Here is a 12,075-nt window from a genome sequence, read left to right on the forward strand (position 1 = left end):
ACTTGAGAAAGGCCCCACCCATGAAGACCCTCGACCACTGGATCGGCGGCAAGCCCGTCGCGGGCACCTCCGGCACGTACGGCCCGGTGACCGACCCGGCCACCGGGGCGCGGACCGCCCAGGTCGCCCTCGCCTCCGTCGACGAGGTCGACACGGCGGTCGCCGCCGCCAAGGACGCCTTCCGCACCTGGGGCACCACCTCGCTGGCCAAGCGCACCGCGGTGCTCTTCGCCTACCGGGCCCTGCTGGACGCGCACCGTGAGGAGCTGGCGCGGCTGATCACCGCCGAGCACGGCAAGGTGCACGCCGACGCGCTGGGCGAGGTGGCGCGCGGCCTGGAGATCGTCGAACTCGCCTGCGGCATCACGGAGAAGCTCAAGGGCGAGCTGTCCACCCAGGTCTCCACCCGCGTGGACGTCGCCGCGATCCGGCAGCCGCTGGGTGTCGTCGCGGGCATCACCCCGTTCAACTTCCCGGCCATGGTGCCGATGTGGATGTTCCCGCTCGCGATCGCCTGCGGCAACACCTTCGTCCTCAAGCCCAGCGAGAAGGTGCCCTCCGCCGCGCTGCGGCTCGCCGAACTCGCCACCGAGGCGGGCCTGCCCGACGGCGTCCTCAATGTCGTCAACGGCGACAAGGCGGCCGTGGACCGACTGCTGGAGCACCCGGACATAGCGGCCGTCTCGTTCGTCGGCTCCACCCCCATCGCCCGCCACATCCACACCACCGCGTCCGCCAACGGCAAGCGGGTGCAGGCGCTGGGCGGCGCCAAGAACCACATGCTCGTGCTGCCCGACGCCGACCTCGACCTGGCCGCCGACGCCGCCATCAACGCCGCCTACGGCTCCGCGGGCGAGCGCTGCATGGCCGTCTCCGTGCTCGTCGCCGTCGGCGACACCGCCGACCCCCTCATCGAGAAGATCACGGAGCGCGCCGGGAAGCTGCGCATCGGCCCCGGCGACGACCCGGCCTCCGAGATGGGCCCGCTGATCACCCGCGCGCACCGGGACAAGGTCGCCTCCTACGTGCACGGCGCGGCCGCGCAGGGAGCCGAAGTCGTCCTCGACGGCACCGGATTCACCGTCACCGGCCACGAGGACGGCCACTGGCTCGGCATCTCCCTGCTCGACAAGGTCACGCCCGCCATGGACGCCTACCGCGACGAGATCTTCGGCCCGGTGCTGTGCCTGGTCCGCGCCGACAGCTACGAGCAGGCCATGGAGCTGATCAACTCCTCGCCGTGGGGCAACGGCACCGCGATCTTCACGCGGGACGGCGGCGCGGCCCGCCGCTTCCAGCTGGAGGTACAGGCGGGCATGGTGGGCGTCAACGTGCCCATCCCCGTCCCTGTCGGCTACCACTCCTTCGGCGGCTGGAAGGACTCCCTCTTCGGCGACCACCACGTCTACGGCAACGACGGCGTGCACTTCTACACCCGCGGCAAGGTGATCACCACCCGCTGGCCCGACCCCGAGGACGGCGGCGTCAACCTGGGCTTCCCCAGCAACCACTGAGCCAGGACCCGGGCCTTGGGGCCCCGGTGGGAGCGCCGCCCACCGGGGCCGGCCGCCGCGGTTGTCGGGCCGTCGCCGCCGCAGGACACTGGAGGCGAAGCCTGCCGCGTCCGCCCGTACCCGCCCCGCACACCGAAAGGCCACCGGAGATGCCCGGAGTGGACGGTCTGCGTGTCCTGCCGACGCAGCGGCCGCGTGAGCGTGCCGCCGCGCTGCGCCTCGTCGACGCCCGTACCGGTGAGGCGGCCGGAGCGGAGCCCGGGCACCGGCGCCCGCTGCGCATCCTCGTCGACGCCCCCTACGACGGCGCCGAGCAGCCGTCCGGTCTGCGGGCCCGCCTCGTCGCCGACGTCCTCGCCCGGGCGACGGAACTCTACGGCGGGCAGGCCCTCGTCGGCTGCACCTGGCCGGTCACCACCGGACGCAGCGACACCGAGCGGGACGCCTTCGAAGCGCAGGCCGCCGTCCTCGGCATCCGCCCGCCCGCCGCGGCCGGCACCCCGGAGGAGGTGAGCGCCGCCCTGGGCGGCCCGGCCGACGTCCACATCACCACCCGGCGGGAGGCCGTCGCGCGAGGACTGCTCGTCGAGATCGGCACGGTGGTCCCCTACGAGCGCCCCGGCCCGCTCGGACTCGACGCGCTGGCCCTGCGGCTCGCCCTGCTCGACCACCCCCACCGGCAGCCCGTCAGCCTCACCCCCGAGGGACTGGGCACGGCGGAGCGGAGCATCGTGCGCTGGCGGCGCTCGATGGCCGCCTGGGCGCAGGCCCCGTCGAAGCCCATGTGCGCCGAGTACCTCGGGCAGGCCCTCGCCCGCCTGGAGGACGATCTCGACGTGCCCGGCGTCCTCGCCGTCCTCGACCGCGTCGAGGCCGACGACGCACTGCCCGCCGGATCGAAGTTCGAGACCTTCGCACACCTCGACCGCGTCCTCGCACTCGAACTCGCCCGCGAGATCGGCCGGGAGACCGGCCGCCCCGCCCCGCCCGGGACGCGGTCGTGACCGTCCGGCCCTGCAGACGGCTGTTCGTGCTGCGGCACGCCAAGTCCGCCTGGCCACCGGACGTCGCCGACCACGAGCGGCCGCTCGCCCCGCGCGGCCGCCGTGACGCCCCCGCCGCCGGGCGCTGGCTGCGCGCAGCGGACTGCCTGCCCGAGCGCGTGCTGTGCTCCACCTCCCTGCGCACCCGCCAGACCTGGGCCCTGGCCGCCCCCGAACTCGGGGGCGCCGTACCGCCCGTGGCGTACGAGCCGCGCCTGTACCGGGCGACCCTCCCCGAACTGTTCGACGTCCTGCGCGAAGTGCCCGACGACGTCGGGGCGTTGCTGTGCGTCGGCCACAACCCGGGCCTCCAGGAGCTCGTCCTGGCCCTCGCCGGCGAGGATCTCGCGGGCGCGCGCGGGCAGGTCGAGGAGAAGTTCCCCAGCGCCGCGATCGCCGTCCTGACCTGGCACGGCCCCTGGCGGGACCTGGCGCCCGGCGCGGCACTGCTGACCGACGTCGCCGTGCCCAGGGGCGGAAAAGCGTAAGAGGCGCTCCCGAGGGGCGCGTCGGGAGCCACCGGAGCGCTCCTTGTCCCGTTTTCGCCAACTTACGCCGGAAGCACGGCCGAAAGGCCGGGGCGCTCGATGGATGAGCCGGTTCTTCCACGGGTATCGATGGCCGCCGGAAGGGGATTACCGGGCCATTGTGTGCGGATGTGTGCGGAGTATTCGAGGATGAATTCGATGGTGAACTCGCCGCCGCGAGGTGCACTACTCTGCTGACGTTCCACTCTGCCCAGCGGCGCAGCCCGCGACAGTACCGAGCCCGCATTCGGGAAGGAGTTCCATGGCACAGAAGGTTCAAGTCCTGCTCGTCGACGACCTCGACGGAGGCGAGGCGGACGAGACGGTCACGTTCGCTCTGGACGGCAAGTCCTACGAGATCGACCTGACGGACGCCAATGCCCAGAAACTGCGCGATTCGCTCGCGGAGTTCGTGAAAAGCGGCCGCAAAACCGGTGGCCGGTCCGGCGGCCGGGGGAAGGTCCGGCCGGCCGCCCCCGGCAGCCAGGACACCGCGAGGATCCGCAAGTGGGCCAAGGAGCAGGGCTACAACGTCAATGACCGTGGCCGTGTCCCCGCCGACATTCGCGAGGCGTACGAGAAAGCCAACGCGTGAGTCACCGGCACCGGCCGCACGGGCCGGTGCCGGGCGCGGCCGGCCCGCGCGGGCCGGGCACCGCGCCCACGGTGACGCTCCCGTGCCCGCCGTCCCGGGCCCGTACGCGGACCGTGCCGCGTACTCCCGGCCGCACCACGCGGACATCGGCCCGGGCCGGGCCGGACACCGCGACGGTCCAGCCGCGCGGCGCCGGGGGCAGGGACAGCTCCGTGGTCCCGCCCGCGCGGCCGGGGCGGTAGGACAGCCGGTAGCCGGGGGAGCCGTACGTCTCGGACGTCACCTCCCCCGCCACCGCCGGGGCGTACGGGACGGCCGTGCGCTCCTTGTTCGGCTCGAAGGACCGGCCGTCGCGCTCGTACGCGCAGTACTCGCCCCCGTAGCACCACTGCCAGCCCGCCCAGCCGGACGCGTACCGCGCGAGGAGGGCGAGCGCGTCCCGGTAGAAGCGGCCCATGTGCGGCAGGGAACTGTCGCGCGGGCCCCACTCGCCGACGACCACCGGCACCCCGAATTCCCGGGGATAGCGCACGGCGGCCGCCTCGTAGCGCTCCAGCCAGCCCGATGACGGGTCGTAGTCGCCCGCCGCCTCCATGGCCGCGTTGTACAGATGCGGCGCGTAGACGACCCTCGCGTCCTCGATCCGGCCGAGGCCCGTGGGAACGCCTTCGCCCACCGCCGGGGTCGGCTCCACGAACAGCCAGTGCCGGCGGTCCACTTCACGGATCGCCGCGGCAATCCGGTTGTACATCGGGGTGACTTGGGCGGCCTCGATACGGCGCGCGGCCGTCGCGATGTCCTCCCCCGGCCGCAGCCTGCCCATCGGCTCATTGATCAGGTCGTAGCCGAGAACGGCCGGATGGCCCGCGAAACGCGCGGCGAGCACCCGCCACATACGGGCCTGCGCGCGCCGCAGATCCGCGTCCTGGTAGAGATGCTCGAACGCGGCCTGCACGGCCGGTTCGAAATACTCGGCGAACCAGTCGTCCGGATGCGGGGTGTACGGCAGGCCGTCGGTGCGGGTGGCCCACGCGGGAATGCCCCGGTGACCGCCGAACGCCGGCCCGTACACGTCCTGGTGGGCGTCGATCACCACCCGGATCCGGTACCGGTGCGCCCAGTCGAGGACGCGCTCGACCTTGCGCAGATATCCCGTGTCGTAGCGGCCCGGACGCGGTTCGAGGTCGTCCCAGAAGACCGCCAGCCTGGCGAAGTCGAAACCCCGGTGCGCCATGTCGCGCAGGTGCCGCTCGGTGATGACGGCGAGGGCCTGTCCGCCCCGGTGGGTCTTGTCCGCCAGATTCCAGCCGTGCAGGGTCAGCACGCGGCCGTGCTCGTCGGTCAGGCGCGGCACCGCGGTGCCCGGACGGGCGGTGGCACCGGGCGCGCCCGGCAGGAGGGCGAGGAGCGCCGCCAGAGCGATCCCCGCCGTGCGCAGCAGAAGTCTCTTCGGCATCTGCGGTTCATACCGCCGCCCCCGTGCGAAGTCCACGTGCTTGGCCGCCGCTCTTGTACGCCTCTCTTGTGCGTTGTCCATGCGCCGCGCTGATGGGCTGGGCCCATGACCACCGCACCAGCCCCCCACCCGGCCCCCACGCGCAACGGCGCCCGTACCCTGCTGCACGCGCTCGTCGGCGCCGGAGTCGACGTCTGTTTCGCCAACCCCGGCACCTCCGAGATGTACGCGGTCGCCGCCCTCGACGACGAACCGGGCATGCGGGGCATCCTGTGCCTCTTCGAGGGCGTGGCCACGGGCGCGGCCGACGGCTACGGGCGGATGACCGGCCGCCCCGCCTGCACCCTCCTGCACACCGGCCCCGGCCTCGCCAACGGCCTGGCCAATCTGCACAACGCCCGCCGGGCCCGTACCCCCCTCGTCAACGTCGTCGGCGACCACGCCCGCTTCCACAAGCCCTACGACTCCCCGCTGGAGTCCGACATCGAGGGGTTCGCGGACCCGGTCTCCGGCTGGGTGCGCCGCGTCCGCGACGCGCGGGCCCTCGCCGCGGAAACCGCCGAGGCCGTCGCCCGCGCCCGGGACGGACAGGTCACCACGCTCATCGTCCCCGCCGACCTCACCTGGGAGTCCGCGGCGCCCACGGCGGCGTACGCGGCCGAGGAGCCCGCGGGCGGGACCGCCGTCCTGGCCGGCGCCGAGGCGGCCGCCCGGGCCCTGGGCTCAGGCGAGCCCGCAGCGATCCTCCTCGGCGGAGCCGCCACCCGCGCCCGGGGCCTGCGCGCCGCCGCCCGGATCGCCGCCGCGACCGGGGCCCGGCTGCTGTGCGAGAGCTTCCCCGCGCGGCTGGAGCGCGGCGGCGGCCTGCCCGTCGCCGAACGGCTGGCCTACCTGCCGGAGTCGGCCGACGCCCAGCTCGCGGGCGTACGCCACCTCGTGCTCGCCGGGGCCGCCTCCCCGGTCACGTTCTTCGGCTACCCGGGCCGCAGCAGCGACCTCGTGCCCGAGGGGTGCGAGGTCCATCCCCTCGACGGCCCGACGGTGCAGGCCCTCGAAGCCCTGGCCGACGCCCTCGCCCCGCACATCCCGGTCCCCGTCCCCCCTGCTCCCGCCCGGCCCGTCCCCCCTGCTCCCGCCCGGCCCACCCTGCCGACCGGCCCCCTCACCGCCGCCACCGCCGGCGCCGCCATCGGCGCGCTGCTCCCCGAGGCCGCGATCGTCGTCGACGAGGCCAACACCTCCGGACTCCACCTGCACGCCGCCACCGCCGGAGCGCCCCGGCACGACTGGCTCACCCTCACCGGCGGCGCCATCGGCCAGGGCCTGCCCGTGGCGACGGGCGCCGCCGTGGCCTGCCCCGACCGGCCCGTCGTGTGCCTGGAGGCCGACGGCAGCGCCATGTACACCCTCCAGGCCCTGTGGACCCAGGCCCGCGAACAGCTGAACGTCACCACCGTCGTCTTCGACAACGCCGCCTACGCCATCCTCGGCCTCGAACTCCGCAAGGCCGCCCCCGACGCGGCCACGCCCCGCGCCGGCGCCCTGCTGGACCTGTCCAGCCCGCGCCTGGACTTCGTCGCCCTCGCCGAGGGAATGGGCGTACCGGCGGCCCGGGCCACCACGGCCGAGGAGTTCACGGCCCTGCTGCGGCGCGCCCTCACGGAGCCGGGACCGTTCCTGATCGACTGCGTGGTGCCGAGCGCGGTGTGACGGGCGGGGTGACGCGGCACGGGGCCCTCACGGGCCGCCCTTGGGATCCGTCCCCACCGGCCGTTCGCCTTCGTCGTCGTGCGCGTCGTTCTCGCCGTTCTCGCTGTCGAACCTCCGCTGCCGCCGGGGAATCAGCGGCAGCGCCAGCAGCCCCAGCGCGGCGGCCGCCAGGCACGCGGCAGCGCCCAGCGCCAGCCCGGCCCGCGGGCCCAGGTGCTGGGCGACCGCGCCGACGACCGGCCCGCCGACCGGCGTGCTGCCCAGGAACGTGACCGACCACAGGGCCATCACCCGCCCCCGGAAGGCCGGTGCGCTGATGAGCTGCAACGTGGTGTTGCAGGTCGCCAGGAACGCGGTACTGGAGAAACCCGCGCACGCGAGCGCGGCCAGCTCGCCGGGAAGCCAAGTGACGGCCGCCGCCACGACGAGCGCGGCGCCGAAACCGGCGGCGGCCACCGCGGCCGGCACGACCCCCACGCGGCCCCGGGCCGCGACGGTCAGCCCGCCGGCCACGGCACCCAGCCCCATCGCGGACGTCAGGAAGCCGTACGTGCGCGCACCCCCGTGCAGGGTGACACGGGCCAGCAGCGGCAGCACCACCTGGAACTCGAACGCCAGCGTGCCCACCAGCGCCATCATCGTCAGCGGCACCCACAGCCCGGCCGTGCCCCGGACATAACGCAGTCCCTCCGCCAACTGACCGCGCCCCCGTACGACCGCGACCGTCGGCATCAACTGCTCCGTGCGCATCAGACACAGCGCCAGCAACACGGCGACGAAACTGGCCGCGTTGGCCAGGAAGCACACCCCCACCCCGGCACCCGCGATCAGGACGCCCGCCAGCGCCGGGCCCAGCGTCCGCGCGGCGTTGACCATGACGCTGTTGAGGCTGACCGCGTTGCGCAGCATCCCCGGGCCCACGATCTCCGGCACGAAGGTCTGCCGCGTGGGACTGTCGACCGCGTTGACCACACCCAGCGCGACCGCGAAGACCACCACCATCCACAGCCGCACCGCGTGCGTGACCGTCAGCAGGCCCAGCAGCAGCGCCAGGACCGCCAGCGTGCTCTGCGTCGCCAGCAGCAGCCGCCGCTTGTCGGAACGGTCGGCCAGCAGCCCCCCGTACGGACCGCCCAGCAGCATCGGCAGGAACTGGAGCGCCGTCACCGCGCCCAGCACCGTGCCCGAGCCGCTGAGCTCCAGCACGAGCCAGGACTGGCCGATGATCTGCATCCACGTGCCGACCAGGCTCACCGACTGGCCGGCGAAGAACAGCCGGAAGTTGGGCACGCGCAGCGCGGCGTACGTCCGCCGCCGCGCCCTGTCCGCCATGCGTGCCCTCACCTCGACCGCCACCGGCCCCAGCTTCCCCCGGGCACCGGCCCGGACGGCGCGCGGCTCGCGGGAGAGCGCGCGAGGGCTATCGCGCGCTGCCCTCGCGCGGCTCGATCCGGAAGTCGAAGGCGACCGTGCCCGGGTCGACGGCCGTCACACCCCCGTCGACGGTGAGCACCGCGCCGTTGACGAAGGACGCGGCCGGGGAGAGCAGCCAGCCGATGGCCTCGGCGACCTCCTCCGGCTCGCCCGGACGCCCGGCGGGCAGCAGCCTCGTCGCCTGCTCGTAGGCGGCCTCGGTGCCGTCCCCGCCCAGCCCCGCCTCCTCGGCGAAGCGCTCCATGCGCCAGTCCGCCATGTCGGTGCGCACCCAGCTCGGGCACACGATGTTGGCGCGCAGGCCCTGCCGCCCGTAGTCCACGGCCAGCGAACGGCACAACTGGAGCAGGGCCGCCTTGGAGGTGGCGTACGCGGCGTTGCCGATGCCGTTGCGCAGCGCGGCCACCGAGGCGACGGCGACGACGGAGCCGCGTGCGGCCAACAGGTGCGGGAGCGCGGCACGTTGCAGCAGGAACGGCCCGGTGAGGTTGGTGCGCATGACCGCTTCCCAGTCCTCCGGGGACAGCTCGCCCACGGCTCCGGGCCGGCCGATGGCCGCGTTGAGCACGAGTCCGTCGAGCCGCCCGTACGCGGACACGGTGGCCTCGACGAGACCGGCCACGGCGTCGGGATCACCGGTGTCACAGGGGTGCGCGAGCGCCCCGGTCTCCTCCGCCACCTTCTCCAGCGGCTGCGGCCGCCGCCCCGCGACGACGACGTGATGCCCCGCCGCGCGCAGCAGCCGCGCCGTGGCGGCGCCGATGCCCGTTCCCCCGCCGGTGATGACGACAACCCGCTGATCCGTCATGGTCGTTCGGCCTCCTTGAACGGTTTCCTGAACGGTTGGTGAACGCTGGTACGGACGAGTCCTGCGAGCCTAACGGACCGTTTGATCAACCTGAACCACGAGTGGGCGTTTGCGACCCATGGGGGTCGGGTCCAGCCTGGAGGGGTGAGGGCAGGACCGTGGTCCTGCCGGGCTCGCACGCAGTTGGAGACACCGTGCTCACCGTCAACGCCTATGCCGCGACGTCCGCGACCGAGCCGCTCTCGCCGATGACGATCGAGCGCCGCGACCTCGGGCCGCACGACGTCCTCATCGAGATCGCGTACACGGGGATCTGCCACTCCGACATCCACCACGTGCGCGGCGAGTGGTCCCCCGGCGCCTATCCCGTCGTCCCCGGCCACGAGATCGCCGGGACCGTCCGGGAGATCGGCCCCGAGGTCACCGAGCACGCCGTCGGCGACCGGGCCGGTGTCGGCTGCATGGTCGACTCCTGCCGCAGATGCGTCAACTGCCGCAAGGGGCAGGAGCAGTTCTGCGTCGACGGCAACACCCTCACCTACGGATCCGTCGGCAAGGACGGCCGGCTCACCCAGGGCGGCTACTCCACGCACATCGTGGTGCCCGAGGACTTCGTCCTGAAAATCCCCGAGGGCATCGGGCTCGACGCGGCCGCCCCGCTGATGTGCGCCGGGATCACGACGTACTCGCCGCTGCGGCGCTGGTCCGTCGGCCCCGGTACGCAGGCCGCCGTCGTCGGCCTCGGCGGGCTCGGGCACATGGCCGTCAAGCTCGCGCACGCGATGGGCGCCGAGGTGAGCGTCCTGTCGCAGTCGCTGCGCAAGCAGGAGGACGGCCTGCGGCTCGGCGCGGACCACTACTACGCCACGAGCGACCCCGAGACGTTCGGGAAGCTGTCGGGCTCCTTCGACTTCATGCTCAACACCGTGAGCGCCGCGACCGACGTCGACACGCTGCTGTCGTTGCTGGGCGTGGACGGTGCCCTGGTCAACGTCGGGGCTCCCCCCGAGCCGGTCTCGCTCGACGTCTTCTCCCTGCTGTCCAACCGGCGGGTGCTCGCCGGCTCGCTGATCGGCGGTATCCGCGAGACCCAGGAGATGCTGGACTTCTGCGCGGCGCGCGGCCTCGGGGCTGAGGTCGAGGTCATCCCGGCCTCCGGGATCAACGACGCCTACGAGCGGATATCGGCCTCCGACGTGCGGTACCGGTTCGTGATCGACATCGCGACGCTGAAGTGATCCTCCGGTGGTCCTTCCGCGGTCCTTCCGCCCGGGACGAAGTGATCCTTCTACCCCGGATCGCGCCCTGACCTGCATAGACGGGTGTGTGCGATTCGTCACCGAGTGGGCCTCTGGTCCGAAGTGTCGGATCAGGGCGATACTTGCCGAAACCTTTTACGGAATCTTGAATTCCACGGCCGGCGGCCGATGACGCCCCGCCCGGGCCGACCCCCCTTTCCTTCCGGACGCCCCGCAAAGGACGCCCATTGAGCACGTTCGACACCCTCGTCGTGGACGTCAACGACGTCTTCTGGACCTATCTGCTGATCCCCCTGGTGATCTGCGCGGGTCTGTACTTCACGGTCCGCTCCAAGGCCGTGCAGCTGCGCCTGTTCCCGGAGATGCTGCGCGTCCTGAAGGGCAAGGCCCAGCCGGACGAAGGCGGCCGCAAGCCCGTCTCCTCCTTCGGCGCGTTCACGATCTCCGCCGCCGCCCGGGTCGGCACCGGCAATATCGCCGGTGTCGCCACCGCCGTCACCCTCGGCGGCGCGGGCGCGGTGTTCTGGATGTGGGTCATGGCGCTCATCGGCGGCGCCTCGGCGTTCGTCGAGTCGGCCCTCGCCCAGCTGTACAAGGTGCGCAGCGGCGACGGCTCCGGCAGCTACCGGGGCGGTCCCGCCTACTACATGCAGCGCGCCCTCGGCAAGCGCTGGCTCGGCGTGCTCTTCGCCGTCACGATCACCGTGACCTTCGGGTTCGTCTTCAACTCCGTGCAGTCCAACACCATCGCCGCGGTCGCCACGAACTCCTTCGGCACCGGCGACTCGCAGTGGGCCGCGCCCCTGATCGGCCTGCTGCTGGCGGTGCTGCTGGGGCTCGCGGTCTTCGGCGGTGTGAAGCGGATCAGCTCCGTGACCACCGTCCTGGTCCCGGTCATGGCCGTGATCTACCTGCTGCTCGGCACCGCCGTCGTCCTGCTGAACCTCGGCGACGTGCCGCGCGTCCTCGGCGACATCGTCGGCGGCGCCTTCGGCTTCAAGGAGCTGACCGCCGGCGGTCTCGGCGCGGCCATCCAGCAGGGCATCCGGCGCGGCATGTTCTCCAACGAGGCCGGCCTGGGCTCCGCCCCGAACGCGGGCGCGGCCGCCGAGGTCTCCCACCCGGTCAAGCAGGGCCTCGTGCAGGCGCTGGGCGTCTTCTTCGACACCCTGCTGATCTGCTCGATGACCGCCTTCATCATCCTGACGACCAACCCCGAGCTCGGCGGCCGCCAGGGCGCCGACCTCACGCAGAACGCCCTGACCGACACCCTCGGCGGCTGGGCCGGGCACGTCCTGACCCTCGTGGTGTTCATGCTGGCCTTCAGCTCCATGATCGGGAACTACTACTACGGCCAGTCCAACATCGAGTTCATGACGCAGCGGCGCTGGGTGCTGCCCGCCTACCGGGCCCTGGTCCTGGCCGTCGTCTTCCTCGGCGCGCTCGGCTCGGTGACCGTGGTGTGGAACCTCGCCGACGTCTTCATGGGCTTCATGGCGCTGGTCAACCTCGCCGCGATCATCCCGCTGTCCGTGATCGCCTTCCGCCTGCTCGACGACTACGTCGCCCAGCGGCGGGCGGGCCTGGACCCCGTCTTCACCCGCGACCGCATGCCCGACCTCAAGGGCGTGGAGTGCTGGGCGCCGCCGCGGGCGGCGCGCGAGCGCGAGCACGAACCGGCCTGAGGGCTCGCGTCGGCGCCCGTACGTCCACCGTGGACGTACGGGCG

The 12,075-nt window shown here is 73.2% G+C and carries 10 protein-coding genes; 7 read left to right on the forward strand and 3 right to left on the reverse strand.

Annotated features, from left to right (window positions below):
- Positions 1-20: 20 nt before the first annotated feature.
- The 4 genes from ACFP1Z_RS11315 to ACFP1Z_RS11330 all read left to right on the forward strand — a co-directional run bounded on the left by ACFP1Z_RS11315 (position 21) and on the right by ACFP1Z_RS11330 (position 3,679).
- Positions 21-1,514 (forward strand): CoA-acylating methylmalonate-semialdehyde dehydrogenase, encoded by a 1,494-nt coding sequence (locus ACFP1Z_RS11315; RefSeq protein WP_390315934.1) that lies wholly within the window; start codon positions 21-23, stop codon positions 1,512-1,514.
- A 149-nt stretch (positions 1,515-1,663) separates the two neighbouring features.
- The gene (locus ACFP1Z_RS11320; protein ID WP_390315935.1) at positions 1,664-2,518 is read left to right on the forward strand and encodes a hypothetical protein; all 855 of its coding nucleotides are present in this window, start codon (positions 1,664-1,666) and stop codon (positions 2,516-2,518) included.
- Complete coding sequence (locus tag ACFP1Z_RS11325; RefSeq protein ID WP_390315937.1) at positions 2,515-3,045, forward strand: SixA phosphatase family protein; 531 nt, start codon at positions 2,515-2,517, stop codon at positions 3,043-3,045. The genes ACFP1Z_RS11320 and ACFP1Z_RS11325 overlap by 4 nt, the downstream gene beginning before the upstream one ends.
- A gap of 301 nt (positions 3,046-3,346) precedes the next feature.
- Positions 3,347-3,679: a histone-like nucleoid-structuring protein Lsr2 gene (locus tag ACFP1Z_RS11330; RefSeq protein WP_390315938.1), complete on the forward strand. Its 333-nt coding sequence runs from the start codon at positions 3,347-3,349 to the stop codon at positions 3,677-3,679.
- Position 3,680: 1 nt separating this feature from the next.
- Here ACFP1Z_RS11330 and ACFP1Z_RS11335 read toward each other — a convergent pair whose 3' ends face one another.
- Entirely contained in the window at positions 3,681-5,135 is a 1,455-nt protein-coding gene (locus tag ACFP1Z_RS11335; RefSeq protein ID WP_390315939.1) for a glycoside hydrolase family 5 protein, read from the reverse strand.
- 105 nt (positions 5,136-5,240) lie between these two features.
- Here ACFP1Z_RS11335 and ACFP1Z_RS11340 point away from each other — a divergent pair, with 105 nt between their 5' ends.
- Positions 5,241-6,845 (forward strand): acetolactate synthase large subunit, encoded by a 1,605-nt coding sequence (locus tag ACFP1Z_RS11340; protein WP_390315940.1) that lies wholly within the window; start codon positions 5,241-5,243, stop codon positions 6,843-6,845.
- Between the two features lie 27 nt (positions 6,846-6,872).
- On the opposite strand, the gene ACFP1Z_RS11345 is transcribed toward ACFP1Z_RS11340, so the two are convergent.
- Both ACFP1Z_RS11345 and ACFP1Z_RS11350 read right to left on the reverse strand, forming a co-directional pair.
- Positions 6,873-8,177: an MFS transporter gene (locus ACFP1Z_RS11345; protein ID WP_390315941.1), complete on the reverse strand. Its 1,305-nt coding sequence runs from the start codon at positions 8,175-8,177 to the stop codon at positions 6,873-6,875.
- Positions 8,178-8,265: 88 nt separating this feature from the next.
- Positions 8,266-9,087: an SDR family NAD(P)-dependent oxidoreductase gene (locus ACFP1Z_RS11350; protein WP_390315942.1), complete on the reverse strand. Its 822-nt coding sequence runs from the start codon at positions 9,085-9,087 to the stop codon at positions 8,266-8,268.
- Positions 9,088-9,281: 194 nt separating this feature from the next.
- Here ACFP1Z_RS11350 and ACFP1Z_RS11355 point away from each other — a divergent pair, with 194 nt between their 5' ends.
- Positions 9,282-10,325 carry an NAD(P)-dependent alcohol dehydrogenase gene (locus ACFP1Z_RS11355; RefSeq protein WP_390315944.1) on the forward strand — a complete coding sequence of 348 codons (1,044 nt, stop codon included), beginning with the start codon at positions 9,282-9,284 and terminating at the stop codon, positions 10,323-10,325.
- Between the two features lie 248 nt (positions 10,326-10,573).
- Positions 10,574-12,031 carry an alanine/glycine:cation symporter family protein gene (locus ACFP1Z_RS11360; RefSeq protein ID WP_390315945.1) on the forward strand — a complete coding sequence of 486 codons (1,458 nt, stop codon included), beginning with the start codon at positions 10,574-10,576 and terminating at the stop codon, positions 12,029-12,031.
- The last annotated feature ends 44 nt before the right edge of the window (positions 12,032-12,075 follow it).

This window comes from Streptomyces gamaensis, assembly GCF_042656465.1.
In the GTDB taxonomy this organism is placed as follows: Bacteria; Actinomycetota; Actinomycetes; order Streptomycetales; family Streptomycetaceae; genus Streptomyces; species Streptomyces gamaensis.

Excerpts from the sequence above, each read along its gene's own strand:
- ACFP1Z_RS11335 (WP_390315939.1), bottom strand. The coding sequence starts at position 5,135 with ATGCCGAAGAGACTTCTGCTGCGCACGGCGGGGATCGCTCTGGCGGCG.
- ACFP1Z_RS11350 (WP_390315942.1), bottom strand. The coding sequence starts at position 9,087 with ATGACGGATCAGCGGGTTGTCGTCATCACCGGCGGGGGAACGGGCATC.
- ACFP1Z_RS11340 (WP_390315940.1), top strand. The coding sequence starts at position 5,241 with ATGACCACCGCACCAGCCCCCCACCCGGCCCCCACGCGCAACGGCGCC.
- ACFP1Z_RS11345 (WP_390315941.1), bottom strand. The coding sequence starts at position 8,177 with ATGGCGGACAGGGCGCGGCGGCGGACGTACGCCGCGCTGCGCGTGCCC.
- ACFP1Z_RS11320 (WP_390315935.1), top strand. The coding sequence starts at position 1,664 with ATGCCCGGAGTGGACGGTCTGCGTGTCCTGCCGACGCAGCGGCCGCGT.
- ACFP1Z_RS11330 (WP_390315938.1), top strand. The coding sequence starts at position 3,347 with ATGGCACAGAAGGTTCAAGTCCTGCTCGTCGACGACCTCGACGGAGGC.
- ACFP1Z_RS11315 (WP_390315934.1), top strand. The coding sequence starts at position 21 with ATGAAGACCCTCGACCACTGGATCGGCGGCAAGCCCGTCGCGGGCACC.